Source organism: Sphaerisporangium fuscum (genome assembly GCF_018531465.1).
In the GTDB taxonomy this organism is placed as follows: domain Bacteria; phylum Actinomycetota; class Actinomycetes; order Streptosporangiales; family Streptosporangiaceae; genus Sphaerisporangium; species Sphaerisporangium fuscum.
This window is the reverse complement of record NZ_JAHDTF010000002.1, coordinates 223,870-250,406: the sequence shown is the minus strand read 5'-3', so window position 1 is coordinate 250,406 and position 26,537 is coordinate 223,870. Positions and strand designations below refer to the sequence as shown.

Annotated in this window: 20 protein-coding genes; 12 read left to right on the top strand and 8 right to left on the bottom strand. The window is 72.0% G+C overall.

Annotation, left to right across the window (positions count from 1 at the left end):
* Nucleotides 1-64 precede the first annotated feature (64 nt).
* The 4 genes from KIK05_RS02230 to KIK05_RS02215 all read left to right on the top strand — a co-directional run bounded on the left by KIK05_RS02230 (nt 65) and on the right by KIK05_RS02215 (nt 3,456).
* Entirely contained in the window at nt 65-1,048 is a 984-nt protein-coding gene (locus KIK05_RS02230) for an SMP-30/gluconolactonase/LRE family protein (protein ID WP_214408791.1), read from the top strand.
* Between the two features lie 153 nt (nt 1,049-1,201).
* Nucleotides 1,202-1,555 carry a cupin domain-containing protein gene (locus tag KIK05_RS02225; protein WP_214408790.1) on the top strand — a complete coding sequence of 118 codons (354 nt, stop codon included), beginning with the start codon at nt 1,202-1,204 and terminating at the stop codon, nt 1,553-1,555.
* A 96-nt stretch (nt 1,556-1,651) separates the two neighbouring features.
* Entirely contained in the window at nt 1,652-2,731 is a 1,080-nt protein-coding gene (locus tag KIK05_RS02220) for an adenosine deaminase (RefSeq protein ID WP_214408789.1), read from the top strand.
* Between the two features lie 104 nt (nt 2,732-2,835).
* Nucleotides 2,836-3,456 carry a PH domain-containing protein gene (locus KIK05_RS02215; protein WP_214408788.1) on the top strand — a complete coding sequence of 207 codons (621 nt, stop codon included), beginning with the start codon at nt 2,836-2,838 and terminating at the stop codon, nt 3,454-3,456.
* Between the two features lie 5 nt (nt 3,457-3,461).
* Here the strand turns inward: KIK05_RS02215 and KIK05_RS02210 are convergent, their stop codons facing one another.
* Both KIK05_RS02210 and KIK05_RS02205 read right to left on the bottom strand, forming a co-directional pair.
* Nucleotides 3,462-5,102 carry a phospho-sugar mutase gene (locus KIK05_RS02210; protein ID WP_372455560.1) on the bottom strand — a complete coding sequence of 547 codons (1,641 nt, stop codon included), beginning with the start codon at nt 5,100-5,102 and terminating at the stop codon, nt 3,462-3,464.
* Nucleotides 5,103-5,165: 63 nt separating this feature from the next.
* Entirely contained in the window at nt 5,166-5,969 is an 804-nt protein-coding gene (locus tag KIK05_RS02205; RefSeq protein WP_214408786.1) for a purine-nucleoside phosphorylase, read from the bottom strand.
* 166 nt (nt 5,970-6,135) lie between these two features.
* On the opposite strand from KIK05_RS02205, the gene kynU reads away from it, so the two are divergent.
* Together kynU and KIK05_RS02195 are read left to right on the top strand one after the other, a co-directional pair.
* Entirely contained in the window at nt 6,136-7,326 is a 1,191-nt protein-coding gene (gene kynU / locus KIK05_RS02200; protein ID WP_308249704.1) for a kynureninase, read from the top strand.
* Between the two features lie 173 nt (nt 7,327-7,499).
* Nucleotides 7,500-9,236: a helix-turn-helix domain-containing protein gene (locus KIK05_RS02195; RefSeq protein WP_214408784.1), complete on the top strand. Its 1,737-nt coding sequence runs from the start codon at nt 7,500-7,502 to the stop codon at nt 9,234-9,236.
* Between the two features lie 140 nt (nt 9,237-9,376).
* Here KIK05_RS02195 and KIK05_RS02190 read toward each other — a convergent pair whose 3' ends face one another.
* Nucleotides 9,377-9,829 (bottom strand): gamma-glutamylcyclotransferase family protein, encoded by a 453-nt coding sequence (locus KIK05_RS02190; protein ID WP_214408783.1) that lies wholly within the window; start codon nt 9,827-9,829, stop codon nt 9,377-9,379.
* 219 nt (nt 9,830-10,048) lie between these two features.
* Between KIK05_RS02190 and KIK05_RS02185 the strand changes: the two genes are divergently transcribed.
* Nucleotides 10,049-11,443, top strand: coding sequence for an NAD(P)H-quinone dehydrogenase (locus KIK05_RS02185; RefSeq protein WP_214408782.1), 1,395 nt, complete (start codon nt 10,049-10,051; stop codon nt 11,441-11,443).
* Between the two features lie 124 nt (nt 11,444-11,567).
* Here the strand turns inward: KIK05_RS02185 and KIK05_RS02180 are convergent, their stop codons facing one another.
* The 3 genes from KIK05_RS02180 to KIK05_RS02170 form a co-directional block, all read right to left on the bottom strand.
* Entirely contained in the window at nt 11,568-12,809 is a 1,242-nt protein-coding gene (locus KIK05_RS02180) for a pentapeptide repeat-containing protein (protein WP_214408781.1), read from the bottom strand.
* A 261-nt stretch (nt 12,810-13,070) separates the two neighbouring features.
* On the bottom strand, nt 13,071-14,459 hold the full coding sequence (locus KIK05_RS02175) for a hypothetical protein (RefSeq protein WP_308249703.1): 1,389 nt from the start codon (nt 14,457-14,459) through the stop codon (nt 13,071-13,073).
* A gap of 104 nt (nt 14,460-14,563) precedes the next feature.
* A complete protein-coding gene (locus tag KIK05_RS02170; protein WP_214408780.1) occupies nt 14,564-16,306 on the bottom strand; it encodes an acetyl/propionyl/methylcrotonyl-CoA carboxylase subunit alpha in 1,743 nt (580 codons plus the stop codon).
* Between the two features lie 221 nt (nt 16,307-16,527).
* Between KIK05_RS02170 and KIK05_RS02165 the strand changes: the two genes are divergently transcribed.
* Both KIK05_RS02165 and KIK05_RS02160 read left to right on the top strand, forming a co-directional pair.
* Entirely contained in the window at nt 16,528-16,800 is a 273-nt protein-coding gene (locus tag KIK05_RS02165; protein WP_214408779.1) for a WXG100 family type VII secretion target, read from the top strand.
* 63 nt (nt 16,801-16,863) lie between these two features.
* Nucleotides 16,864-17,253, top strand: a complete 390-nt coding sequence (locus KIK05_RS02160; RefSeq protein ID WP_308249702.1) for a TadE family protein — start codon at nt 16,864-16,866, stop codon at nt 17,251-17,253.
* Nucleotides 17,254-17,281: 28 nt separating this feature from the next.
* On the opposite strand, the gene KIK05_RS02155 is transcribed toward KIK05_RS02160, so the two are convergent.
* Together KIK05_RS02155 and KIK05_RS02150 are read right to left on the bottom strand one after the other, a co-directional pair.
* A complete protein-coding gene (locus KIK05_RS02155) occupies nt 17,282-22,039 on the bottom strand; it encodes a type VII secretion EssC family protein (protein WP_214408778.1) in 4,758 nt (1,585 codons plus the stop codon).
* 105 nt (nt 22,040-22,144) lie between these two features.
* Nucleotides 22,145-22,771: a COG4315 family predicted lipoprotein gene (locus KIK05_RS02150; protein WP_214408777.1), complete on the bottom strand. Its 627-nt coding sequence runs from the start codon at nt 22,769-22,771 to the stop codon at nt 22,145-22,147.
* Nucleotides 22,772-23,604: 833 nt separating this feature from the next.
* Here KIK05_RS02150 and KIK05_RS02145 point away from each other — a divergent pair.
* The 3 genes from KIK05_RS02145 (at nt 23,605) to KIK05_RS02135 (ending at nt 26,532) form a co-directional block, all read left to right on the top strand.
* Nucleotides 23,605-24,315: a hypothetical protein gene (locus tag KIK05_RS02145; protein ID WP_214408776.1), complete on the top strand. Its 711-nt coding sequence runs from the start codon at nt 23,605-23,607 to the stop codon at nt 24,313-24,315.
* Between the two features lies 1 nt (nt 24,316).
* Nucleotides 24,317-25,093, top strand: coding sequence for a hypothetical protein (locus tag KIK05_RS02140; protein WP_214408775.1), 777 nt, complete (start codon nt 24,317-24,319; stop codon nt 25,091-25,093).
* 131 nt (nt 25,094-25,224) lie between these two features.
* Nucleotides 25,225-26,532: a TadA family conjugal transfer-associated ATPase gene (locus tag KIK05_RS02135; RefSeq protein ID WP_214408774.1), complete on the top strand. Its 1,308-nt coding sequence runs from the start codon at nt 25,225-25,227 to the stop codon at nt 26,530-26,532.
* The last annotated feature ends 5 nt before the right edge of the window (nt 26,533-26,537 follow it).

Genomic DNA, 26,537 nt, shown 5'->3' with positions numbered 1-26,537 from the left:
CGTGTTCGAAGTAGTTCGCCGGGTGCCGCACCGGCGGATCCCGTTAAGGGCCGAGGAGTTGATCGTGAGTCTTCGCCGTCTCGCCGCCACTGTCACCGTTGTCGCCGCACTCGCCGTGGGTCAGTTCGGTACGGCAGCGGTGACCTACGCCGACAGCCGGCTGCCGTCCAGATACGTCGTTTCCGAGGAGCCCGGTGTCCTGCCGGAGGGGATCGGCATCGCGCCCGACGGCACCATGTACGTCACCAGCACCGGCACCGGAGACATATACCGCGGCCACGTCTCCCAGGACCGGCTCCGCACCTTCGCCTCCGGAAGGGCGGCGGGTCGCGGCTACGCCGCCGGCATTCATCCCGACCGCCGGGGCCGCGTCTTCGTCGCCACCCGCGCGGCGCTCGACGTCCACGGCCGCGACGGCAGGCTGATCGCGCACCGTCCGGCCACGGCCGGCCCGGTCGGCGACCCGTTCCTCAACGACCTGGTGATCACCCGGGACGCCGTCTACGTCACCGACTCCACCAACGCCGTCGTATGGCGGGCCACGCTCGAAGGTGGACGCATCGGACAGCTCCAGCGGTGGCTGGACGTACGCCCGCTGGTGCCGCAGATGCCGGCGCAGTATTTCTTCCTGAACGGCATCGACGCCACGCCTGACGGTAAGACGCTGATCGTCTCCTCCCAGGGGCTGGAGGCCCTGATCCGCGTCGACGTCGCCACCCGGGAGGCCCGCCTCGTCGATCTCGGTGGCGCGAGCTTCGGTCCCGACGGCCTCGTGCTGCGCGGTACGACGGTGTACGCCGTGCTGAACTACGCCGCGCCCGCGGGTCAGGGCGTGTACGTGGCGCGGCTCGGCGACGACCTGAGCGCCGGGGAGGTGGTGGCCAAGGTGATCGACCCGAGCTTCGACTCACCCACCACTCTGGCGGTGCGCAACGGCCGTGTGTACGTGGTGAACGGCCAGCTCGACCACGCGCCCGGCACCCCGCCGTACACCGTCGTGACGGTACCGGACCCGCTGCGCGAGGCCACCGCGGCCGACGAGGACTGACCCCAGGAGCACGCCGCGGGCCGCTGTGTTGGGGAGATGTCGGGGATGTGGCGGTCTGCGGGGAGAGACGGGGGTGCGGCGGGCCGCTCCTGTGGGGAGATGGCGAGATGTGGTGGGGCGCCCGATTCCTGGGCCGCTCACTAGACTGTCCGCGTGGTACGCAAAATTGCGGGGGCGACCCGTATCCCTGTCCCCGGTGGCAAGGTCATCGACGAGTACATCGGCCGCGTGAACAGCGGCGACGACCAGGTGTCGATCGCGCACATGGTCGCGCCGGCCGGCTGGGAGGAGCCCGCCCAGACGCCGGAGTTCACCGAGTACACCCTCGTGCTGCGCGGCACGGTCGTGGTCGAGCACGACGAGGGTGTGACCGAGGTGGGGGAGGGCGAGGCGTTCGTCAGCCTTCCGGGCGAGAAGATCCGCTACAGCGTCGGCCCCGATGGCGCCGAATACGTCGCCGTGTGCCTGCCCGCCTTCTCCCCCGACACGGCCAACCGCGACGAGTGACCTTCGCTCCCGACACGGCCGACCGTGACGAGTGACCTTCCCCCGACACGGCCGACCGTGACGAGTGAGACCAGAGGGCCGTTCTAGGATGTTCCGATGAGTGAGCAGCCCACATACGACGAGATCCGCAAGGCGCCGAAAGTTCTTCTCCACGACCATCTCGACGGTGGCCTGCGACCTGAGACGATCATCGATCTGGCGCGCGAGACGGGGTACGACCGGCTCCCGACCACCGACGCGGGCGAGCTGCGCACCTGGTTCCGCGAGGCGTCCGACTCCGGCTCGCTGGAGCGTTACCTCGAGACCTTCGACCACACGGTCGGCGTCATGCAGACCAGGGAGTCCCTGGTCCGCGTGGCCGCCGAGTGCGCCGAAGACCTCGCCGCCGACGGAGTCGTGTACGCCGAGGTGCGGTACGCCCCCGAGCTGCACACCTCCGCGGGGCTTTCGCTCGACGAGGTGGTCGAGGCGGTGCTGGAGGGCTTCCGCCTGGGCTCCGAGGGGCGCGGCATCCGCGTGGGCGCGCTGCTGACGGCGATGCGCCACCAGGCCCGCTCGATGGAGATCGCCGAGCTGGCCGTGCGCTACCGCGACGTGGGCGTGGTCGGCTTCGACATCGCCGGCGCCGAGGCGGGGTACCCTCCCACCCGCCACCTCGACGCCTTCGAGTACCTCCAGCGCGAGAACGCCCACTTCACGATCCACGCGGGCGAGGGGTTCGGTCTGCCGTCGATCTGGCAGGCCATCCAGTGGTGCGGCGCCGACCGTCTCGGGCACGGCGTGCGCATCATCGACGACATCCAGGTGTCCTCCGACGGGAGTGCCAAGCTCGGGCGCCTCGCGGCCTATGTCCGCGACAAGCGGATCCCGCTGGAGATGTGCCCGACGTCCAACCTCCAGACGGGCGCCGCGTCGTCGCTGGCCGAGCACCCGATCGGGCTGCTGCGCCGCCTGCACTTCCGCGTCACCGTCAACACCGACAACAGGCTGATGAGCGACACCGGTGTCTCCAAGGAGTTCGCCAACCTGGTCGAGACGTTCGGGTACGGATGGGACGACCTGCAGTGGTTCACTGTGAATGCCATCAAGTCGGCGTTCATCCCGTTCGACGAGCGTCTCGCGCTGATCAACGACGTCATCAAGCCGGGCTTCGCGCGGCTCAGGGGCCAGGCGTAGCAGGCGCCCGCCATTCTGCCGGCGGCCCCTGTCAGAGTGGCGGCTTGAGCAGTGCGGCTGAGGCGTTAGCGTGGTGACCGCCTGCTAAGCGGAGAGGTGTCGCGGTGAAGCCACAAGTCTTCCGGTCCAAGACGGCCTTTGTCCTCGGCTGGGTGTGGATGGTCTTCGCCGCCTTCAATGCCGTCGACCTGGTCAGGCGCGGCACGATTCCCTCCGCGCTGGTGGCCGGGGCGGTCCTGGCCGTGCTGACGGCCGCCGTCTTCGTCGGCTGCCTGCGGCCGGGCATCCTGTTCCAGGAGCACGGCCTCCTGGTCCGCAATCCGCTGCGCAACGTCTTCGTCCCCTGGAAGGCCGTCGACGGCGTCCACGTGTCGCACGCGATCGTCATCGAGTCGGGCGACGAGAGCGTGCGCTGCTGGACGCCGCAGGCCTCGGCGCGCGAGCGGGCCAGGGCCGTACGGCGCGGGGCGGCGGGCTCTCCGGCCAGGTCCGGCCGCTACCCGACTTCCCAGCCGGAGCTGTCCAAGGCCGAGCGGGCGGCGGCCCAGGCGATGGCGGGCCGCACGCACGCCGACTGGGTCGCCACTCAGATCACCGAGACCGCCGAGAAGAAGTCCCACGACGAGGGCGAGCGCGGCTCCCTGACGGTCACCTGGTCGCCGTCGGCCCTGGTGGTCCTGGCCGTGGCCCTGTCCTTCGTGATCGCGGCCCTGATCGTCTCGTAGCCGTTTCAGAGGCCGAGAGCGCTCGACAGGTCGGCCTTGAGGGTGTCCAGGTCCCGTACGGCTTGGGCTCGGGCGGCCGCCACGTCTTCCGCTCCGGTGGCGGGGATGACGACCTCCAGGTAGCACTTCAGCTTCGGCTCGGTGCCCGAAGGACGGACGACCACCCGGGCGTCGCCGTCGAGCCGGTAGCGCAGGCCGTCGGTGGGGGGCAGGCCGTCGGCGCCGGCGTTGAGGTCGTCCACCGACAGTACGGTCCTGCCCGCCAGCGCCTGTGGAGGGCGGGCCCGCAGCCGCTCCATGGCCCCGGCGATGAGGGACAGGTCGCTCACACGGACCGAGAGCTGTGTGGTCGCGTGCAGGCCGTACGTCGCGGCCTGGGCGTCCAGGAGGTCGAGCAGCGTGCGGCCGTCCCGCCGGGCCTGTGCCGCCATGCCGGCGACGGTGAGCGCGGCGCCGATGCCGTCCTTGTCGCGTACGGGCAGCCCGGCGTCGGAGCCGACGCTGTAGCCGAGCGCCTCCTCGTACCCGTAGACGAGCCCGTCGCCGGCCTTCACGATCCACTTGAAACCGGTGAGCGTCTCGGCGTGCCGCACGCCGTGCGCCTGGGCGATCTTCCCCAGCAGTGAGGAGGAGACGATGGAGGCCGCCACCAGCCGGTCCGGTCCGGTGGTGCGGGTGATGATGTACTCGCCCAGCAGGCCGCCCACCTCGTCGCCGGTCAGCATGCGGAAGCCGCCCTCCGGGAGCGGCACGCCCACGGCGCATCGGTCGGCGTCGGGATCGTTGGCGATCACCAGGTCCGCGCCCGCCTTCTCGGCGAGCTCCAGCGCGAGGTCCATCGCGCCCGGCTCCTCCGGGTTGGGGAACGCCACGGTCGGGAAGTCGGGATCCGGCTCCCCCTGCGCCTGGACGACGGCCGGGGGCTCGAACCCGGCCCGCGTGAAGGCGCGCAGCAGGATGTCGCCGCCGACGCCGTGCATCGGCGTGTAGACGACCCGCAGGTCACGGGCGTCACCCAGCGGCAGCGAGGCCACGGCCGCCAGGTAGGGCTCGACGATCGCGGCGTCGCTCAGGACGTCCCATCCGTCCCCCAGAGGCAGCTCGTCCACCCGCCCGACGGCGTCGATGGCGGCCGAGATCTCCTCGTCGACCGGCGGGACGATCTGCGAGCCGTCCCCCCAGTAGACCTTGTAGCCGTTGTCCCGGGGCGGGTTGTGGGAGGCGGTGACCATGACACCCGCGTCGGCGCCGAGGTGCCGTACGGCGAAGGCCAGCACGGGGGTCGGCCAGTGGTGCGCCATGAGCGAGACACGCAGCCCGGCGCCGGTGAGGACGGCGGCGGAGTCGCGGGCGAAGACGTCCGACTTGTGCCGGGCGTCGTACCCGATGACGACATGCCCGCCGGGCCCCAGACGCCTCGCCAGGCCCGCCGCGGCACGCATGACGGTCACCCGGTTCATGCGGTTCGGCCCGGCCCCCAGCTCGCCTCTCAGGCCCGCCGTGCCGAACTCCAGCTTGGCCCCGAAACGGTCCTCCAGCGCCGGCACGTCGCCGCGATCGAGGATCGCGCGGAGCTCGTCCCGCGTCTCCGCGTCGGGATCCTGCTCCAGCCACTCCTCGGCCCGCCGCACCAGATCAGACACCACAACTCCTCGCCCGGAAGGGACCGTCGGAAAACATCGTCGAAGCCATCGCCCGCGCCCGCTCCGCTAGAGCTTGTTGACGACCTTGCCGAGCAGGACGCCCATGCGCGCCGCCGTGGCCCGGCCGACCTCGAGGACCTCCTCGTGGTTCAGCGGCTCGCCGACCAGCCCCGCGCCGGGGTTGGTGACCAGCGAGATGCCCAGCACCTCCGCGCCGCCCTCACGGGCCGCGATGGCCTCCAGCACGGTCGACATGCCCACAAGGTCGCCGCCGAGTGTGCGCAGCATGCGGATCTCCGCCGGGGTCTCGTAGGTCGGCCCGCGGAAGGCGACGTACACCCCCTCGGCCAGGGACGGGTCGACCTCGCGGGCCAGCTCGCGCAGACGCTTGGAGTAGACCTCGGTGAGGTCGATGAACGTCGCCCCTCTGATCGGGTTGTCGCCGGTCAGGTTGATGTGATCGCTGATCAGCACGGGCTCGCCGACGTCCTGGGTCTCCGGCCGGAGGCCACCGGCGGCGTTGGTCAGCACGACCGTGCTCACACCGGCGGCGATCGCCGTACGCACGCCGTGCACCACCGGCTCCACGCCCCGGCCCTCGTACAGGTGGGTGCGCCCGAGGAAGATGAGAGCCTTACGGCCGGATTCCGTCTCGACGGCCCGGATCCTGCCGGAGTGCCCGGCCACGGCCGGAGGGGCGAAGCCGGGCAGGTCGGTGACCGAGAGCTCGGAGATCGTCCTCCCGATCGCGTCCGCCGCCGGGACCCACCCCGACCCCATCACCAGCGCCACGTCGAACGAATCGACCCCGGTCAACTCTCTCAGCGCGACCGCGGCCTCGGCCGCGAGTACATAAGCGTCATTGCTCACGTTCACCGAGGCTACAGCCCACCCGCCACACCGGGCACCCGCCCCGGACCGCGACTTCGGGGGCAGGCGCCCCGGTCAGGCGGGGTGGATGGTGCGAACGGCAGGGGATTGCGTAGTCTCGTCCGGACCGGGCCCCGGCGGTAGGGGCTGCCGGGGGAGGTGGACTGTGTTGATCGAGCGGGCAGCGAAGTTGGACGACGAGGACCCGTTGCGGCATCTGCGGGAGGAGTTCGACCTCGACCCCGGAGTCGTGTACCTCGACGGCAACTCGCTGGGCGCGCCGCCGAAGCGGGTCGCGGGGCGCGTCGAGCAGGTCGTACGGGAACAGTGGGGCCGCCGGCTCATCCGGTCCTGGCCCGAGAGCTGGTGGACCGCGCCGGAGCGGGTCGGGGAGAAGATCGCGCCGCTGGTGGGCGCCGCGCCGGGACAGGTCGTGGTCGCCGACTCGACCAGCGTCAACGTCTTCAAGGCCCTGGTCGGGGCGGTACGGCTGGCGCAGGCGGGCTCCCCGGAGCGGCGGGAGATCATCGTGGACGCGGCCACGTTCCCCACCGACGGGTACGTCGCGGAGTCGGTGGCCGAGATGACCGGCACGCTGCTGCGTCCGGTCCAGGTGGACGAGTTCGACGACGTGCTCGGCGACCGGACGGCGGCGGTGCTGGTCAACCACGTCGACTACCGGACCGGGCGCCTCCACGACATGCCCTCGGTGACGGCCAAGGTGCACGCCGCCGGCGCCCGGGTGGTCTGGGACCTGTGCCACAGCGCCGGCGTGCTGCCCATCGAGCTCGACGCCCTCGGGGTCGACCTCGCGGTCGGCTGCACCTACAAGTTCCTCAACGGCGGCCCCGGCGCGCCCGCGTTCATCTATGTGCCGCGTGAGCTGCAGCCGTCGTTCCGCCAGCCGCTGTCGGGGTGGGGCGGGCACAGGGATCCGTTCGCGATGGCCTCGGCCTACGACCCCGACCCGGGGATCGCGCGGGCCCGCGTCGGCACGCCCGACATCCTGTCGCTGCTCGCCCTGGACGCCGCCCTGGAGGTCTGGGAGGGCGTGGACCTCGCCGAGGTCCGGGCCAAGGGGCTGGCGCTCACCGGGTTCTTCATCGAGTGCGTGGACGAACTGCTGGGCGACGCGGTCGAGGTGGTGACCCCGCGCGACGCGTGGCGTGGCCACCAGGTGTCCCTGCGCCACCAGGACGCCCGCACGCTGGTCGCCGACCTGACGGCCCGCGAGGTGATCGGCGACTACCGCGCCCCCGACGTGCTGCGGTTCGGCTTCGCGCCGCTGTACAACCGGTACGCCGACGCCGTCCAGGCCGCGCGATCCCTCGCCGAGCTCCTCACCTCCCGGAACTGACGGGCCCGAAGTTCGAAACCGGCTCCGGGCCGCTGGGGCACGGAGCCATACATCTTGTGACGGTCCCTCGCGGCCCCGCACGGCTGGGACGGTGGGAAACGATCAGGGCATTGACGTGTGCTGTTCATGTCGCCCTGGGATACTCCAGCCAACCCGGGCCAAGGCGAGATGAGGTGGCGGAGTTGGCGGCGGAGCGGCTGGCCGAATTGCTGTCCGAATTGAAGCGTCGCAGCGGTCGCACCTACGAAGCCCTGGGGCGCCGTACGGGCATGAGCCGCTCCACCGTGCACCGCTACTGCCGTGGCGAGATCGTCCCCGACAGCTACGGACCGCTGGAGCGCATCGCCAGGGCCTGCGGCGCGAGCAAGGCCGAACTCGACGAGCTGTACCGATTATGGGCACAGGCGAACACCGCCTTACCGTCCGCGGAATCCCTGCCCGAAGCAGAGGCCGGCCCGGGGGAGGAGGCCGTCACGGTCGCCTCCCCGGTGGACGCCGGCCGGGGGGCGCTCACGTCGGTGGAGATCGGGCCGGGCCGGGGAGCCGCCCAGGACGGTGGGCCGCGGTGGCGTGGCCGCGCCACGGTACGCCAGGGGGCCGGGCTGGTGGGCACGGCGCTGGTGATCGTGTGCCTGGTGGTGCTGAGCTCCAGCGGGCCGTCCCGGACACCGTCAGAAGCGCGGTCCACCGGGCCCGCCCGGCCCGTGCAGTGGATCACCGGGCCCGCCTGGAGCAGGCCGGAGGCCCCCGTTCCGAGCACGCTGTTCGGCGTGACCGTGAACAGCGCCACCGGCACCATGCCCGGCTTCCGGGTCGGGGCCGTCCGCCTGTGGGACAGCGAGACCCGCTGGGCCCAGGTCCAGCCCCAGCGCGGCGAGTACGACTGGTCGGTCCTCGACCGCCTGGTCGGCGGCGCCACCGGCGCGGGGCTGCCCGTGCTGTACGTCCTCGGCGGCACGCCCTCGTGGGCGAGCCAGGAGGGCCCCGCGGCGCCGTACCCCGACGGCTCGCGCTCCTCGCCCCCGGACGACCTTCGCGACTGGGACGCCTTCGTGCGCGCCGTGGTCCAGCGGTACCGCGGGCGCATCGAGGCGTACGAGCTGTGGGTGCTCGCCAACGACCACCGCTTCTACACCGGGAGCGTGGAGAAGCTGGTCGAGATGACGCGGCGGGCGAGCAGGATCATCAGGTCCGCCGACCCCAAGGCCACCGTGGTCTGCCCGGGGATGGGGCAGCTGTGGACGCCCGAGGGCAAGCGGGTGCTGCGGAGGTTCGCCGAGCTCGGAGGGTACGGCCACTGCGACGTCGCGAGCATCAAGCTGTACCAGCGCAGCGCCTCGGATCCGCCCGAGACCATGCTGGAGCTGGCGACCGCCGTCGACCGGACGATGCACGAGGCCGGGGTGCAGCCGCGGCTGTGGAACACCGGCACCACCTACTCGATCCCGCTGGAGACCCCGCTCGACGAGACTCGGGCACGCGACTACGCCGTGCGCTTCTACCTCGCCGGCCTGTACGCGCGCGACGTCAACCTCGAACGGATGTACTTCTACAACTGGGGCGGCACGAAGATCCCCATCGTCCTGCAGGCGGACGGAGGGGCCCCGACCCGGGCGGCGCTGGCCGTGGAGCAGCTCGAACGGTGGCTCGCGCACGCCGCCGGCCGCTCCTGTGGGCGAGGCCTGGCGATCAGCCTGCCCGAGAACGTCTGGCAGTGCGAGTTCGTCGTCACCGAGTCGGGCCGCCGTCACACGACGAGGATCCGCTGGACGATCTCCGGAACGGCCGAGACCACGGCCGGCCCCAGGGCGCGGGCCGTCCACCGCCTGGACGGCGGCTCCACCCCGGTGCGCCCCGGCGACCCGATCACCGTCACCGAGGAGCCGATCATGATCGAGGACGACACCTAGCCGCTGATCGCGTTGCTGTGCTTGATGGCCTCGCTCCGCTCGGCGGCGAGGGGCGCTCCTTGAGGCGGCGGTCTTCGTCGTCGTCCGGGCTCGTACCTCGCCCTACCTCCTCCTCAGACCACCGCCGCGCCCCTCGCGGGTCAGCCGCCGATCGAGGTGCAGGGGCGGCTGCGCAGGTCGGCGACGTAGTCGTCGGGGGCGCCTGCCTTCTCGGCGGCGTCGGCCAGGATGCCGAGGTAGCGCGCGGACGGCAGGCCGCCCTCATAGCGGTCCAGGACGTAGAACCAGGCGACCACCTCGCCGTCGAGGGTGGCCACGCGCAGGCGGACCTTGTGGAAGAGCCCGAGCTCGGCCCCCTCCCACTGGTCGAGGGAGGGCTCGTCCCACTCGGGCACGTCGTAGAGCACGACGAACACGTGCTCGTCGGGGTCTTCGACGATGGTGGCGAGGGCGCCTTCCCAGCCGACGTCGGCCCCGCCGAAGGTCAGGCGCCAGCCTTGCAGCCACCCCGTCCCTCGCATGGGCGAGTGGGGAGCCCTCTGGGCCATCTGCTTCGGGTCCATGTTGCTGCCGTAGGCGGCGTAAACAGGCACGGCACACAAGACTAATCCAAGATCCCGGCCGGGATCCGGTCCGCGCGGGCAACACGCGCGGGGACCGTGGCGACCCCTGGTGTTCTTCCGGTGATCGCGACCGCTATCCGTGGATTCATAGGGGTTTATCGGCTGAAATCAGGTTTTTTACGGGTCTTCAGTGCTTCTAGCCGGGTATTGCACCACGGGCACCCCTCACCATGCGGGACAATGGGCTATGTGACGAGGATTGTGATCATTGGCGGTGGGCCCGGCGGCTATGAGGCGGCCCTGGTGGCCGCTCAGCTCGGAGCCGAGGTCACCGTGGTCGAGCAAGAGGGCCCCGGTGGCGCGTGCGTCCTCACCGACTGCGTGCCGTCCAAGACGATGATCGCCACGTCCGTCCGCAAGCAGGCCCTGCTCGACGCCGCCTCGCTCGGCGTGCACTACACCGGCGGGTCCGACGGCGACGTCGGCGGCATCCGCGTCGACATGCCGCTGGTCAACAAGCGCGTCAAGGAGCTGGCGCAGGCCCAGTCGGCGGACATCTCCGCCAGACTGGTCGCCGAGGGCGTCGAGATCGTGCACGCGCCGGGGCGCCTGGTCGACCCGCAGGTCGTGCGGGCCGGCGACCGCACGATCCAGGCCGACGTCGTCATCGTCGCGACCGGCGCCACGCCTCGCGTGCTGCCCACCGCGGAGCCCGACGGCGAGCGCGTGCTCACCTGGCGCCAGCTGTACGACCTCGACGAGCTGCCCGAGCACCTGATCGTCGTCGGATCCGGCGTCACCGGCGCGGAGTTCGCGGGCGCCTACCGCTCGCTCGGCTCGGAGGTCACCCTCGTCTCCTCCCGCGACCGCATGATGCCCAACGAGGACGCCGACGCGGCCGAGGTCCTCGAAGAGGTCTACCGGCGGCGCGGCATGAACGTCATGGGCAGGTCCCGGGCCGCGTCCGTCAAGCGCACCGCGCACGGCGTCGTCGTGACCCTCGAGGACGGCCGCACGGCCGAGGGCAGCCACTGCCTGATGACCGTCGGCATGATCCCGAACACCTCCGGCATCGGCCTGCAGGAGTGCGGCGTCACCCTCGACCGCAACGGCTTCGTCCAGGTCGACAAGGTCTCCCGCACCTCCGCCCCCGGTGTCTACGCGGCGGGCGACTGCACGGGCGTGCTCATGCTGGCCTCCGTGGCGGCCATGCAGGGCCGTATCGCCGTGTGGCACGCCCTGGGCGAGGCGGTGCAGCCGCTGCGCCTGGCCACCGTGGCGTCCACGATCTTCACCGACCCCGAGATCGCCGCAGTCGGCGTCTCCCAGCAGCAGATCGAGGCCGGCGAGGTCGAGGCCAACATCGTCAAGCTGCCTCTCGCCACCAACCCCCGCGCCAAGATGCAGGGCTTCAACGACGGCTTCGTGAAGATCTTCTGCCGCCCGCACACCGGCATCGTGCTCGGCGGGGTCGTCGTCGCGCCGCGCGCCTCGGAGCTGATCCTGGCCCTGTCGCTGGCGGTGCAGCACCGCCTGACCGTCGACCAGCTCGCCCACACCTTCGCGGTCTACCCCTCCCTGTCCGGCTCCGTCACCGAGGCGGCCCGCCGCCTCATGCTCCCGGTCACCTCGACCGTGATCTGACCCTGTTCGATGGCCTCGCTCCGCTCGGCGGGCCCGGGGCCTGCTTGAGGCGGCGGCTTTCGTCGTCGTCCAGGCTCGTTCCTCGCCCTCCCTCCTCCTCAAGCCACCGCCGGACCCTCGCGGCTCACGTGAGGCGGGACCTCACGTGAGCGAGCGCGGCCCGGCCGTGATGGACGGCCGCCGCGACCCCGGCGAGCTGGGGGATGTTCTGGGCGCTGTGCAGTGACTGCTTGGCGGCCTCGTAGGCGTCCAGGGCGCGGCGCCAGTCCTGGTCGACGCTGCCGCCGGTCATGTGGTTGATCTTGTAGTCGAAGTCGAGGGAGTCGATCTCCTCGCCGAGGCGGATCACGTCCTCCTCCGCCGTCCGGCGGGCCTCCTCGAAGCGCCGTGCCCGTTCCACCCTGCGGCGGTGCGAAAGACCCCACACGATGAGGGTCAGGCTGAGCCCCAGGCCGCTCAGGATGACCAGCACCAACCCCAGCCCGGACGTGCCACGCCCCCCGCCGGACGGCTGCGGATCAGCGGACTCCGACGACGATGGCGGCAGGTTCGACGGCTCGCCCACCGCGTCGTCCGGGACGTTCACCGGCTCGCCCAGCGCGCCGGTGAGGTTGACGTCGTCGGCCTGCGTGAACGAGGCGCGCTCGACCGTCGCCCCGCGCAGGTCGGCGTTCTGCATCTCCGCCTGGGTGAACTCCGCCTTGGTGAGGTTCGCGCCCCTGAACACGGCGAACTGCAGCTTGGCCTGCCCGAGCTTGGCGTCGCGCATCTTGGCCTTGCCGAAGTCGGCGTTCCTGGCCTGGAGCTGGCCCAGCGTGGCCTCGTTGAGGTCGGCGCCGACCAGCTTGGCGTCGGTGAAGTCGCCCTGCGTCAACTCGGCCCGCGCCATGATCGCCCCGGTGAGGTCGGCGTGGGGGAACTCCGCCTGGCTCCCGTGGGCGTCGGTGAGGACCGCGTCACGCAGGACCGCGTGCTTGGCGTGCATCTGCCCGATGTCGGCCTTGGAGAGGTTCGCGCCCGTCAGGTCGGCGTACTCCAGCTTGGCCTGGGTGAGGTCGGCCTCCTTCAGGGAGGCGTTCTTCAGGATGGCGCCGGTGAGGTCCTTCTGGCCGAGGTCGACCTCGTCCAGCCTGGCACCCGTCAGGTCGGCACAGCGGAGGTTCTCGGGAAGGGCGGCGCCACCGGTGAGGTTCCTGCCTCGCAGCTTGGCGCCGGACCCCGGCCTGCAGGGCACCGCCACCGCCGACGACGCGGAGGCGGCGAGCACGGTGGCCGTGAACGGGACGGCCGACGCCGATGCCGGTACGGCGGGAACGGCCAGCACGAACAGCCCCGAAACCAGGGCCAGAGGGATGGAACGACGCAACACAGCCTCCTCGAGAACTGTGCCGAGTCTGGCAGGCGATCATATACGCGAGGTTGCACCCGCCTTGCAGATCACTTCAGCGACGGCGGCCCACCTTCCCGGGACGGGACGGCGACGGCCGGAAACGGCGACGGCGGGGGACCGAAGTCCCCCGCCGTCGTGAAGGCGGTCGAGCGCCGTGCCTGTCACGCCGAGGCGTGTCGTCGAAGGTCGGGAACCTCCACGGGCCCCGGGACGGTCGTCACCGGAGGCCCCGGAAGGTCACCAGTCTCCGCCGCCGCCGAAGTCTCCGCCACCGAAGTCTCCGCCGCCACCCCAGTCGCCACCGCCACCGAAGTCGACGCCGCCGCCTCCGCCCCAGTCGCCGCCGGCCGACTCGGCGCCCTGGGCGAACCCGGCGTCGTAGCCCGAGGCGTAACCGCTGTGGCCCCAGCCGCCGAAGGAGCCGCCGAGGACGGTGCCGATCAGCATGCCGGTCATCAGGTCGCCGCCGAAGCCGCCGTAGTAGCCGGAGGCGTAAGGGGCGTAGGCCGGCCCGGCGTCCCAGTAGGGACGGCGGTGGCCGTCGACCACGACCTCACGCATGTGCGGGTCGAAGCCCTGCTCCACGCGCCGCGCGTCGTCGGCGCAGGCCGGGACGTCACGCGGGGCGCCGCCGGGCGGGGCCCACATGACGTCGCGGACGGACGGGCCGTGCTGCGGGTTGAAGAAGCACGGAGCGCGCCGCTCGGGGAGCGGCTCGTGGTTGACCCGGGCCTTGACGCAGGCCAGGGCGTACCGGCCCTCCTCGAGGGTGGTGGTCACGGTGCGCAGGTCGTCGGCCCGCTTGATCTCGGCGAGCTGGTTCTTGGCCCGCTCGTAGGAGTCGAGGGCCTGCTGCCAGTCGCCCTGGGTCTGGGCCTGGTTGTCGGACACCTTCACGTCGAGGTCGAGCGTGGTGATCTCCTCACCGAACTTGGTGACGTCCTCCTCGACGGTCTGCTTCACGGCGGCGAGCTCGGCGGCCTCGCGGGCCTCGCGCTCACGCCGCTTCTTCCGGGAGTACCAGAAGATGCCGAGGCCACCGGCCAGGGCGAGCACCAGGATGCCGATCAGGACGCCGCCACCGCCGCCACCGGCGGAGCTGCCGGACTTGAGCGCGCCCTTGGGGTCGCCGCCGACGGCCTGGTCGACGCGGTGGACGAAGTCCTTCATGCCGGAGACGACGTCCTTGTTGTTGCTCGTCGCGGCGTTGGCGATCTGCCCGGCCAGGCCCGTCTTACGGATGGCGCTGGAGCCCGCGAACAGTGTGTTGCCGTCGAGGACCGCCACCGTGGCGCGCGGCCGGCCCTGCGAGGCGAGGTTGCGGCCGAGCGCGGTGATCAGCGGACCCGCCGTCGTGTTGTCGACCGTGCCGTCGGGGAAGGCCGCGACGTAGATCTTGCTGTTCGCGTCCTTCACCGCCGAGCGGATGTCCGACAGCTGGCTCGAGCTGAGGGTCGTTCCGGGCGCGGCGTAGACCGGGTCACCGGACTTCCAGGCGGCGACGATGGCGTTCGGATCGGGTGGAGCGGCCGCGCTCGCCGCGGGCGACAACGCGAGCAGCGTGAGAAGACCGGCCAGCATCGCCACGATCGTGGCTGTGGCGCGGCGAACCGAATGAGTGGTCACGGCTAATTGCCTCCTTCGCCCTACAGGACGAATGGCGGGTCGTAAGGGTTCCTCGATAGGCCACCGTATCTCTACCTGTCGAGGAACCCTCGTCAGCCGTGGCCTCAGGCGTCCTTGATTTCGCAGATCGCCGCCCCCGCGGTCACCGTTTGCCCGACCGCGGCCGAAAGGCCCGTGACCGTCCCGGACTTGTGCGCGGTGAGCGGCTGCTCCATCTTCATGGCCTCGAGCACGACGATCGTGTCGCCCGACTGCACGGTGTCGCCGTCGCTCACCGCGACCTTGACGATCGTGCCCTGCATCGGGCTGACCAGCGAGTCTCCCGAGGTGGCGGCCGTCTGCCCCTTGCCGGCGGAGCGCCGCGCGGGCTTCTTGGGGGTGCTGGGACGCGCGGCGGCGGAGGCCGCGGGCAGCACGACCTCGAGCCGCTTGCCGCCGACCTCCACGACCACCCGCTCGCGCTCGACCGGCTCCTCGGCCGACACCTCGCCGCTGTACGGCTCGATGGCGCCGGTGAACTCGGTCTCGATCCACCGGGTGTGCACGCTGAACGGCTCACCGGCGAAGGCGGGGTCGGACACCACCGCCTGGTGGAACGGCAGGACGGTCGGCATGCCCTCGATCACGAACTCGGACAGGGCCCGGCGCGAGCGCTCCAGGGCCTCCTGCCGGGTGCGGCCGGTCACGATGAGCTTGGCGACCAGCGAGTCGAACGACTGGGGCACCGTCATCCCGGCCTCGTAACCGGCGTCGAGCCGCACGCCCGGGCCGGCGGGCGGCCGCATGGCGGTCAGCGTGCCCGGGGCGGGCAGGAAGTTGCGGCCGGCGTCCTCGGCGTTGATGCGGAACTCGATGGAGTGCCCGCGCACCACGGGGTCGTCGTACCCGATCGGCTCGCCGTCGGCGATGCGGAACATCTCGCGCACGAGGTCGAGGCCGGTGACCTCCTCGCTGACGGGGTGCTCGACCTGCAGGCGGGTGTTGACCTCCAGGAAGGAGATCGTGCCGTCCTGGCCGACCAGGAACTCGCAGGTGCCCGCCCCGACGTACCCCGCCTCCTTCAGGATGGCCTTGGAGGAGGTGTAGAGCAGTTCACGCTGCTCGTCGGACAGGAACGGGGCGGGGGCCTCCTCGACGAGCTTCTGGTGGCGCCGCTGGAGCGAGCAGTCGCGCGTGGAGACGACCACGACGTTGCCGTGCTTGTCGGCGAGGCACTGCGTCTCGACGTGGCGGGGCCGGTCGAGGTAGCGCTCGACGAAGCACTCGCCGCGCCCGAACGCGGTGACGGCCTCGCGCACGGCCGACTCGTACAGGTCGGGGATCTCCTCCAGCGTGCGGGCGACCTTCAGGCCGCGCCCGCCGCCGCCGAACGCCGCCTTGATCGCGATGGGCAGGCCGTGCTCGACGGCGAAGTCGATCACCTCCTCGACGCCGGACACCGGGTCGGGGGTGCCCGCCACCAGGGGCGCGCCCACCCGCTGGGCGATGTGCCGGGCGGCCACCTTGTCGCCGAGCGAGATGATCGCCGAGGGGGGCGGCCCGATCCACACCAGCCCGGCGTCGATGACGGCCTGGGCGAACTCCGCGTTCTCGGCCAGGAAGCCGTAACCGGGGTGTACGGCGTCGGCGCCGGACTCGCGGGCGATCCGCAGGAGTTTGCCGATGTCGAGGTAGGTCTCCGCGGGAGACTGCCCGCCGAGGGCGTACGCCTCGTCCGTCATCCGCACGTGAAGCGCGTCGAGATCTTGGTCGGCGTACACGGCTACACCGGTCAGGCCGGCATCCTTGCATGCGCGGGCGATCCGCACGGCTATCTCGCCACGATTGGCGATCAGGACCTTCTGCACCGAGGTTGTCCCTTTCCTACCAAAGGCCTTCCGCGCCTCCCACGGAGTGTAAGCGGCCTCTGATCTCTCGTAAGCCCCTACCCCCGGGCTTTCTGCCGGGGCCCCTAAAACCTGGGTACGGGCAGGCGCTGATAACCAGTAGGTATAACCAGTGCATCTTAGGGGGTGGACGTCTAAGGTAGGGGCGTTTGGCTACCCCCTGTACGCACAAGGAGACCGGCATGAGCCAGAGCTTGCTCGGCGGCGACCCCGCGGAAATGCAGAACATGGCCGCCCAGTTCACTCAGCAGGCGGAGCAGGTGCGCCAGACCATGGCCGCGCTCGACCGTGAGGCCGCGAAGGTCGGCACGGCGTGGACGGGGCCGGGTGCCACGCGGTTCGCCGGCGCCTGGCAGAGCTACCGGCAGGCCTTCCAGAGGATGTCGGAGGAGCTTGCCGAGGCGTCGCGCATCATCAACACCTACCGCGGCAACATCGAGTCCGCGACCCGGTAGCGGGTGCCTGCCCACCTTCGCGGCCTGTCCTCCCTCTCCGCCCGGCGCGATCGTGGAGCCTCTGTGATCGAACTGGCGCTCATCATGCCGGTCGTGCTCGTGGTCGTCCTGCTCGTCGTCCAGTTCACCATGGTCTTCCACGGCAGGCAGGTGGCCGACGCGGCGGCGCGCGAGGGGGCGCGCGTCGCACGCTCCGCCGGCACGGGCGACGGCGGCTGGCAGGGCGCTGCCGAGGCCAAGGCACGCGGCATCGTGCGCGCCGTCGGGCCCAAGATGCTCCAGGCGGTCGCCGTGCGCGCCTGGCAGCGGGGCGACCAGCGCGGCGTGACCGTGGAGGGCGACGCCGTCGCCGTGGTCCCCCTGCTCCCCGGCATGAGATTCCGCGTGACCTCCACCTTCGGCGGGCCCATCGAGTGCTTCCGCCCGGACACCGGCGGCACCGGCTGCCAGTGATCTCCGGCTCCCGCCGCCCCTTTTCTGATCATCTGTCCGTCAGCGCCGTCTGGACCGGTGTGGCGGTTCCCGAGACGACCAGCAGGCCGCGGCCGGGCGGGCCGCCGACGGCGCCGCGCGGCAGCCGTACGTTGAGCAGGTCCCCGTCGGCCGGGCTCTGCACCGCGAGCAGGAGCCCGGTACGCGACTTGCGCGCCTCGGCGACGAACCCCCGGTAGGCCGTGGCCAGGTCGCCGGTGGTGCCCGCGACCAGCAGCCCGTGCTCGCCGTCCCGCCCGCTGCGCAGCGTGCCCTCCAGGGCCATGCCGAGCGGCGAGTCGGGCGAGATCAGCTCGGCGTCGTCCACGGCGACCACGTACCGTTCGTGGCCGGCGACGGCCGCCGCGAGGTCCTCGGCGTCGGAGGTGATCACCGCCAGGACGCCCGGCTCCCCGGACAGCTCCCGCAGCGGGCTGCGGCGCGGGGCGACCACGACGACCGGGGTGCCCTGGGCGAGCAGCCGGCGGGTGGCCGTGACCAGCGCGGACGACCTGCCGGACCTCGCCGGCCCGGCGACCACCGCCGCCGGCCCCTGTGCCAGCAGGTCGACCCCGAGGGGCGCGAGGGAGTCGCCGCCCGCGCCGAGGAGCGCCCACAGCGGGGAGGGCGGTTTGAAGCCCGGCACGAGCTCCAGGGCCTGGGCGGCCGTGATCCGCATCGGCAGGGCGTCCACCCGCAGCAGCGATGCGGGCACGGGATGCCGTGCGGCGGACGTGCGGGCGAGCGCCTGCAGGGCCGCCACCTGTGCGGGAGTGGACGGATCATCGCACAGCAGCGCGACCTGGCTCTCCACGACGCCCTGCTCGCCGACCGTCACCGCACGCCCGGGCGGCATGGAGGCGGGCAGGCCCCGCATCGGCAGGCCGGCGAGCCCGTAGTCGGCGGGGTCGGCCAGGCGCATGACCAGCCGGTCCTCGAACAGTGTGGAGATCTGCCCGAGCAGCCCCGACCGGTCGGAGGTCACCACCGCGCGCAGGCCGACCGCCGGGCCCTCCCGCAGCAACTGCATCAGCGCGTCGAGCAGCCTGCCGTAGTCGTAACCCTCGAAGGCGGCGGTGAAGCCCTCCCAGCGGTCCACCAGCAGCACCAGCCACGGCATCCGCAGGGCCGGGTCCCCCGTCCCGCGCCGGTCGGCCTGCCGTGCCTCCGCCAGCGAGGCGTACCCGGCCTCGGCGAGGACCTGCTGCCTGCGACCCACCTCGTCGCGGAGCCGGGTGAGCAGACGCTCGACGCGGTCGAGCTGGTCGCGGGTCACCACCGCGCCACAGTGCGGCAGGGCGACCAGCGGCAGCAGCGCGCCGGAGCCGCAGTCGATCGCGTGCAGGTGGACGTCCTCGGCGGAGGCGTGCAGGGCGATCGAGCCCGCCAGCGTGCGCAGTGCCGTGGACCGCCCGGACCGGGCGGTGCCCGCGATCAGCAGGTGGCCGCCGTGGGCGGGATCCAGGACGAGCGGACGGCGGTCCTGGGCCCACGGCAGGTCGGTGACCCCGAACGGCAGCGGCGGCACCTCCTCGCCCGGCTGAGGCGCCGGGGCGAGGCCGTCCAGCAGGACCCGCTCGTCCAGCGGCGGCAGCCACGGGCTCGGCTGCTCCCTCACCCCGGCCAGCCGCGCGGCCTCCACCAGCGCGTCGGCCAGGACGGCCAGGTCGCTGGTGTCCCCGCCGGTGGGCTCGCCGGCCTCGGTGAGCGCGCCGCGGAGCGGATGCCCGAGGTCCCGCCACCCGACCTCGACGATCTTCGGGCCGGAGGCGCGCCGTCCCGCCTGCGGCACCCTCCCGCCGACCCGCGCCGTCTGCACGGCCTGCGCCGGGCCCGATCCGGAGCGCACGTAGCAGCGGCCGGGGGTCGACTTGGAGATGTGCGCGGCCTCCGGCCCTCCGATGACGTCGGCCGACTCGGTGGTGTCGGTGACCCGCAGCGCGATCCGCAGCGAGGTGTTGGCCTGGATGTCGGCGGTCACCACGCCGGCCGGCCGCTGGGTGGCGAGGACCAGGTGGATGCCGAGGGAACGGCCGCGCCGCGCGATGTCGACGAGCCCGTCCACGAAGTCGGGCAGTTCGGACACCATGGCGGCGAACTCGTCGATGATCAGCACCAGGCGGGGGAGGGGCGCGAGCGGCGCCGAGCCCGATACGGACCCGCTGGGGGAGGCGGACATCGCCCCCGGTCCGCCCGGCGCCGGCGCTCCCACCGACGTGCCCCGGGGCCTGGGGATCAGCGGCAGCGCGGCGCCGCCGTTCTGCCGGTCGCGCAGCTCGTGGTAGTCGTCGATGTCCTTGGCGCCCGCCGCGAGCAGCAGCCGTTCCCTGCGGCGGATCTCGGCGGCCAGGGACGCCAGCGCCCGCTGCGTAAGGTGCTCGTCGAGGTCGCTGACCATGCCCACGGTGTGCGGCAGCCGCACGCACTCCTTGAACGCGGCGCCGCCCTTGTAATCGATCAGTACGAACGTCATCTCGTCGGGCCGGTTGGCCACGGCGAGCGAGGCGATCAGGGTCTGGAGCAGCTCGGACTTGCCCGCTCCGGTGGTGCCCGCCACGAGGGCGTGCGGGCCGTCGGTGCGCAGGTCCACGGTGAACGGCCCCTCGGCCCCCACGCCGATCGGCACCGTGGTCGTCCGCCCTCCGGCCCGCCAGCGCGCCGCGATCGTACGGCCGGTGGGGGAGAGCTCGAGCAGGTCGAGCAGGCGCACCGCGCCGGGGAGGACGGCCGCCGCGTCGTCCCTGCTCACGTCGCGCAGCGGCGCCAGCGCCCGGGCCAGGCGGTCGCACCAGGCCGGGGAGACCCGGTCGGCGAGGATCTCGCCGAGGACGTCCAGGCCGCCGCCGCGCAGCCGTACGAACCCCTCGGCGGAGCAGTCGACGACCGTGGCGCACTCCTCCGGGAGCAGCCGCTGGTCCTCGTCGATCGCGATGGTGTAGACGCCGGCGCGCGGCCCCTGCCGGAGCACCTGGGGCATGCCGGGCAGACCGCGCAGCACCTGGGCGCCGTCCAGGATGACCAGCACGTCGTAGGGGCGGTCGTCGTAGGCGGCGAACAGGGGCTCCTCGTCGGGCAGGAACCCGCGCCCCCACGCCTTGGCGGGGGCGAGCGAGCCGAGGCCGTGGGCCTCGTCGTCGCCCAGGCGCTCGGCGATCAGCGCGGCCAGCTCCGACACCCGCTGGGCCGCCGCCTCGGGGTCGGCGCCGACCATCGCCACGCAGTCGGCGTCCCTGGGCGCCGCGTGCGGCAGCCAGCGCACCCAGTTCCACTGCGCCGCGCCGTCGGCGTTGGCGGACAGGACGACCACGGCGAGGTCGCGGGGGCTGTGCAGGGTGACGGCGGCGCCGACGAGCGAGCGGGCGAGCCCCAGCGCGACCTCCCGCGGCCCCGTCATGCCGGCCACGCCGAGCCGCCGCATCGCCAGGGAGACGGGCACGGCCCCGGCGGTCGGCGGCTCGGGCATCGGCATATCGGTCGGGGCGCCGCGCTCGGGCACGAACTCCATCTCGGCGGGCAGGTCGGCCAGGCCGATGCGCAGGCGCAGCGCGTCCGGGTCGTGGCTCCTGCGCTCCCACAGCCGCCGCCTCGGCCCGGTGGCGGTCAGCAGCAGCTCGGCCGGGTCGGGGGAGGCGGCGCGGCGCTCCACCTCGTTGACGGCTCTGGCCTTGTCGACCGCGGTCTCGAAGGCGGCGATCCGTTCGCGGTACGTCTTCACCGCCTGGCGGTACTTCTTGCGGCCGTGCCGGCGGTCGCTGATCCACTGCCCGATCATGATCATGGGCGTCATCAGCGCGATGAGCAGGTAGTACCAGATCTGGAACACCGCGGCCATCGCCACGCCGAGGACGGCGGGAAGGAAGGCGGCGAGCAGTTGCAGGCGGGCGCCCTCCCCGCGGCTCGGCTCGGCGGGCACCTCGAACCGCCTGAGGCGCTCGGCGGGACGCAGCCGGGGCGGCCGGTTGTAGGCGAGGCCGCCTTCGGGCAGGGCGTCGAGGTGGGCGTCCGGCGGCTCGGTCCCCCACAGCACCAGGACGGTGGTGCCGCAGGTCAGCGGGGTGCCCTCGGGCCATGGGCGGGGCGCGCCGACCGGGTCGCCGTCGAGTCGCGGCACGGTGTGCGCGGCTCCGCGCGTCAGCGCGCCGATGACCTCGGCCCTGGCCGCGACGCTCTCGGAGACGCCCCGCGACCTGCCGTGCGCCCGGCGCCGGGCCTTGCCCCGCGCCCGCCGGGTGGGCTTCGCCGGTGCCCCGGCGGTCGATAAGACCGACCGGACCAGCACCTCGTCGGGCGTGATCCGGATCTCGGCGGCCTCGGCGGGCAGAAGGGGGTCGTCGACCGGCACCGAGCAGGAGGGATCGGACCCGATGACGTGCACGCCGAACCCCAGCCGGTGCACCGAGCCCGCCCCGGGGCCACCGGCCACCCTGATCTCCACCACACCGCCGGGCTCGGTGAGCACGGTGGAGCCCGCGGCCCTCTGGTCGAGCGTCACCAGGTCGCCGTCGCGCAGCGCCGCCACGATCGGGGCGTCCGGGTCGAGCCGCCGGCCGTCCACCCACAACGACGGCATCTCGCGCGCCGGCGGGCGCGGCCTGCCGCCCAGGCCGTACGGCGCGCGGGCCCGCGACAGCCGTACGACGTTGCCGCGGTGCTCCTCGGGCGCGCCCTTCAGGGCGGCGGCGAGGGCCGCGACCGTGGTCTCTTCGCCGCCGTCGACGACGACGTCACGACGACCGTGCTCTGAGACCACGGTAAGCATGATCCGCATGCGGCGTCTCCTCCGGGTCCGGCTGGCTCCCGCGCTTCAACGTAGCGACGGGAGTTCGTCCGGTCCGGAGGTTTACGCCAACCAGACCTACGGGTGCCCGTCCCCCTACTTCTCCACTTTCTTGCCGTCAGGGCTGACGAGGTACCACTTGCCGCCGAACTCGTTCTTGCCCTGTCCGGTGTACTCGCCCGCGTTCCTGTCGCCGGTGTAGTAGTACAACGGCATCTTGTTGTAGGTCACCTGCTTGTCACCGTTACGTCGCGTGGCCGTGCCCAGGAGATCCTGTTTGACCCCTGTGCCCGCCTCGGGCTTGCCGCGCGTGAGCAGCGGCGGCCAGGTGACGGCGCAGTTGTCGTAGCAATTGGACGTGTTGTCCTTGTCCTTCTCGAACATGTACAGGGCGCGGTCGTTCTCGCCCACCAAGATCTTGCCGTACTGGCTCGACTGGGCGACCTTGACCTTGGCGTGCTCGGGGACGGGCATCATGGTCCCGGTGCCCGTGGGAGAGGCGGTGCCGGTCATGGTGCCGGTGGGAGAGCCGGTGGGAGAGCCGGTGGACGTGGGCGACTGGGTGCCGGTGGGGTAAGGGGGGCTCTCCATGCCCGTCGGAGTCGTGGTGACGTTCGCCGCGGCCCTGGTGTAATTGGGCGCCGGCTCGCGCGCCCCTCCGCACGCGCCGACCAGCAGGACGGTCGTGGTCAGCCCGACGCCCGACGCCAGGATTCTCTTCATAACCCCCTCCTTCTGAGGAGCTCCGCACCCCCGTGCCGAGCAGGGACTATCCATCTGTTGAGGGGGGACGTAGGTATCCTTCCCGCGCATCCGGGTTTCAGCACATCCGTGCTTGTTTCGTGCTGTCTGGCGTCAAAAGACCGAAATGAAAGAGTGTGGGCGTACGGTCCGGGGCCGGATCTTCTGTGCGCGACCTGTGGAAAACTTCTACGCCTGTGGATAACCGGCGAGTTCGAGGCGTGATCACTAGGTCGTAAACCGCACTTATGGTGACAAATCGGGCAAGGTCGCGTGATGGTGGGCGGCTGCGCTTGTGGACAAACCTGTGCACACCCGCCGCCGACGGGTGCTTCCAGGGCGTACGGCGTCGCCGATGCCCGGGTGACAGGCGCGGTTTGTCCGAGATCTGCTTCGCATTACCGCGAGTGCCCGGGGGAACGGCAAGGCCGCCCATGCGGTTAAGATGCCGGTCCGGAGGGAAACGAACAGTGAAGACAGTGGTTATCGTGACTCACGATACGATCGATACAAAGGGCGATATCAGCAGAAATATCACTGCGAGCGACGTCACGGGTCCGCTGACATTATTGACGCTGCCATTGACAGCTAATCCATAGTGGATGAGCATGGGTCCCGTTTCCATCCCGGAGCTTGGTGCAAGCTGCACGCAGTGGCAATTTCGACCATAACCAGACGATCCCCGTCCGACATATCCGTGACCATGCCGTCCCCCACCGTGGTCATGCGGTTCATCTCGACCGGCGTCCTCGCCGATCGATTTCAGCGCATGGTGAGGGCGTCGGCCCGGTCCCTGATTCCGGGAGCCCCCACCCATGAGGATCAGCGAGAAGCCCGACCGCGACAGCCGCGCGCCCGTGAACTCCGAGCGCCCGGGGTCGCCGGGCGCGCTGTCCGGGCCCGCCTCCCGCAAGCTCCCCGTGCCGCCCCGCGAGCGCAAACCGGCCCTGGCCGCCCTCGCCCTGCTCCTCGTCCTCGGCGGGGCCCTCGCCACGACGCTGCTGGTCATGCGCAGCGGTGACCGCGTGTCGGCCATCCAGATCACCCAGCAGATCGGAGCGGGCCAGCCGATCGTGCCCGAGGCCATGGAAGAGGTCCAGATCGCCGACACCGGCATCGGCTACGTCTCCTGGAACCACCGCCAGGAGGTCGCCGCCACCTTCGCCCGGGTGACGCTGCTCCCCGGCACCCTGCTCACCGAGCAGATGGTCTCCAGAGCCAGCGAGCAGTTACGCCCCGGCAAGGTCGTCCTCGGCCTCGCGCTCAAGCCCGGCCAGATGCCGCAGAGCCTGCAGCGGGGCGACCAGGTCCAGGTGCTCTACGTCCCGGGCAGCGGCCACGGCGCCTCGGCCGAGGGCAAGGTGCTCGCCCCGAGCGCGCTCGTGCAGAGCGTCGGCGGTGGCGACGGCGACGGCGGCGGCAGCGGCCAGGTCTCGATCGTCGTCGACGCCACCGTCTCCCCGACGATCGCCACCTACGCCTCCAGCGGCGAGATCGCGCTGGGTCAGCTCCCCGGAGCCGGCTGACGTGGCACTCATCGCGCTGGCCGCCGACAAGGGGGCGCCCGGGGTCACCACCGCCGCCACGGCGCTCGGCGCCGTGTGGCCGCGTCCCGTGCTCCTCGCCGAGTGCGACCCCTCGGGCGGCGACCTGGTCTACCGGCTGCCCGGACAGGACGGCGGCGTGCTCAACCCCGGCCGGGGCCTGCTGAGCCTCGGCGCCACGGCCCGCCGGGGTCTGCGTCCCGACCAGGTCTACGAGCACACCCAGAAGCTGGTCGGCGGCCTCGACGTGCTGACCGGTCTCACCAACGGTGAGCAGGCCGCCGGGCTGACGTGGCTGTGGGGGCCGCTCGGCCGGGCCTTCGCCGCGCTGCCCGGCGCCGACGTGCTGGCCGACTGCGGCAGGCTCGGCACCCACCCGCAGATGGGCGACCTGCTGGCCGAGGCCGAGCTCACCCTGCTGTTCACCCGGCCGAACCTCGACCATGTGGCCCACCTCCGCGAGAGGCTCACGCTGATGGGCGGCCCGGTCGGCGTCGTGGTCATCGCCGACCCCCGGTCGTACCGCTCCTCCATCGACGAGGTGCGCCGCATCGTGTCCGCGACCAGCAAGGACGTCGCGTTCGTGGCGGGCCTCGCCCACGACCCCAAGGGCGCCGAGCTGCTCAGGGGGCAGTGGGGCGGGCGCCTCGACCGTTCCCTGCTGATCCGCACGGCGCGTGAGCTCGCGGGCCGCCTCGCCGCACGCGTCGCCCCCGGCCGCACGCCCCAGCAGCCCGCCGCGAACCTCCGAGCGGAGTGAGCCGATGAGCACAGTGAGGGCGCGCCGGTGGCTGGACTGAGGAGGGAGCGAGTGCGAGGAACGAGCGCTTGTGAGCGACGAGGGAAGCCGCCGGCTCGGGGGCGCCTGAACTCCGCGAGCGGAGCGAGCCGATGAGCACCGACCACACCCTCGTGAAGCGGTTCCGGCAGGAGGTGGGCGACCGGCTCGCCCATCAGCGCCGCCTCGACCAGGCGAGCGGGCTGGTGCCGATGTCCGGCGAGGACGAACGCCAGTTCGCCCGGGCGCTGATCTCCCAGGTGCTCGAGGAGCACGCCAGGAACGAGATCGGCTCCGGGCGCACCCCGCCCACCGCCGAGGAGGAGGAGGCCCTCGCGGCGGGCATCCACGCCGCGCTGTTCGGAGTGGGGCGGCTGCAGCCGCTGCTCGACGACCCCGAGGTCGAGAACATCGACATCAACGGCTGCGACCGCGTCTTCGTCGGGTACGCCGACGGCCGCGAGGTGATCCACGACCCGGTGGCCGAGTCCGACGAGGAGCTGGTCGAGCTCATCCAGATCCTCGCCGCCTACAGCGGCCTGTCGAGCCGTGCGTTCGACACCGCCAATCCGCAGCTCGACCTGCGGCTTCCCGACGGCTCCCGGCTTTCGGCCGTCATGGACGTCACGGTCCGCCCCGCCGTCTCGATCCGCCGCGCCCGCCTCGGCAAGGTCTTCCTCAGCGACCTGGTCGGCAACGGCACCCTGAGCCCCGAGCTCGGCCGGTTCCTGTCGGCGGCGGTCGCGGCCCGCAAGAACATCATGATCGCCGGCTCCACGAACGCCGGGAAGACCACCCTGCTGCGGGCCCTGGCGAACGAGATCCCGCCGCACGAGCGGCTGATCACCGTCGAACGCGCGCTGGAGCTCGGGCTCGACCAGTTCCCCGAGCTGCACCCCAACGTGGTCGCGTTCGAGCACCGCCTGCCCAACTCCGAGGGACAGGGCGAGATCACGATGGCGGAGCTCGTCCGCCGGTCGCTTCGCATGAACCCCAGCCGCGTGATCGTCGGTGAGGTGCTGGGCGACGAGATCGTGACGATGCTGAACGCCATGACCCAGGGCAACGACGGGTCGCTGTCGACGATCCACGCCAACTCCTCGATGGAGGTGTTCAACCGCATCGCCACCTACGCGCTGCAGGCCGAGGAACGACTTCCCATCGAGGCGACCCACATGTTGATCGCCGGCGCCATCGACTTCGTCGTCTTCATCGAGAAGCGCAACGACTACCACCTCGGCGGGCGTCTGCGCCGCTTCGTCGCCAGTGTCCGCGAGGTGGCGGGCTGCGACGGCAGGGTGCTGTCGTCGGAGGTGTTCGCGCCCGGGCCCGACGGTCACGCCGTCCCGCACGCCCCCATCGCCTGCATCAACGACCTCGTCCACCACGGCTACGACCCGACCATGGGAGGCTGGGCATGACCCCT

What these genes read in the sequence shown, in the direction of transcription:
- KIK05_RS02155 (WP_214408778.1), bottom strand. Translation starts at nt 22,039, where the DNA reads ATGCGGATCATGCTTACCGTGGTCTCAGAGCACGGTCGTCGTGACGTC.
- KIK05_RS02135 (WP_214408774.1), top strand. Translation starts at nt 25,225, where the DNA reads ATGAGCACCGACCACACCCTCGTGAAGCGGTTCCGGCAGGAGGTGGGC.
- KIK05_RS02165 (WP_214408779.1), top strand. Translation starts at nt 16,528, where the DNA reads ATGAGCCAGAGCTTGCTCGGCGGCGACCCCGCGGAAATGCAGAACATG.
- KIK05_RS02220 (WP_214408789.1), top strand. Translation starts at nt 1,652, where the DNA reads ATGAGTGAGCAGCCCACATACGACGAGATCCGCAAGGCGCCGAAAGTT.
- KIK05_RS02150 (WP_214408777.1), bottom strand. Translation starts at nt 22,771, where the DNA reads ATGAAGAGAATCCTGGCGTCGGGCGTCGGGCTGACCACGACCGTCCTG.
- KIK05_RS02145 (WP_214408776.1), top strand. Translation starts at nt 23,605, where the DNA reads ATGAGGATCAGCGAGAAGCCCGACCGCGACAGCCGCGCGCCCGTGAAC.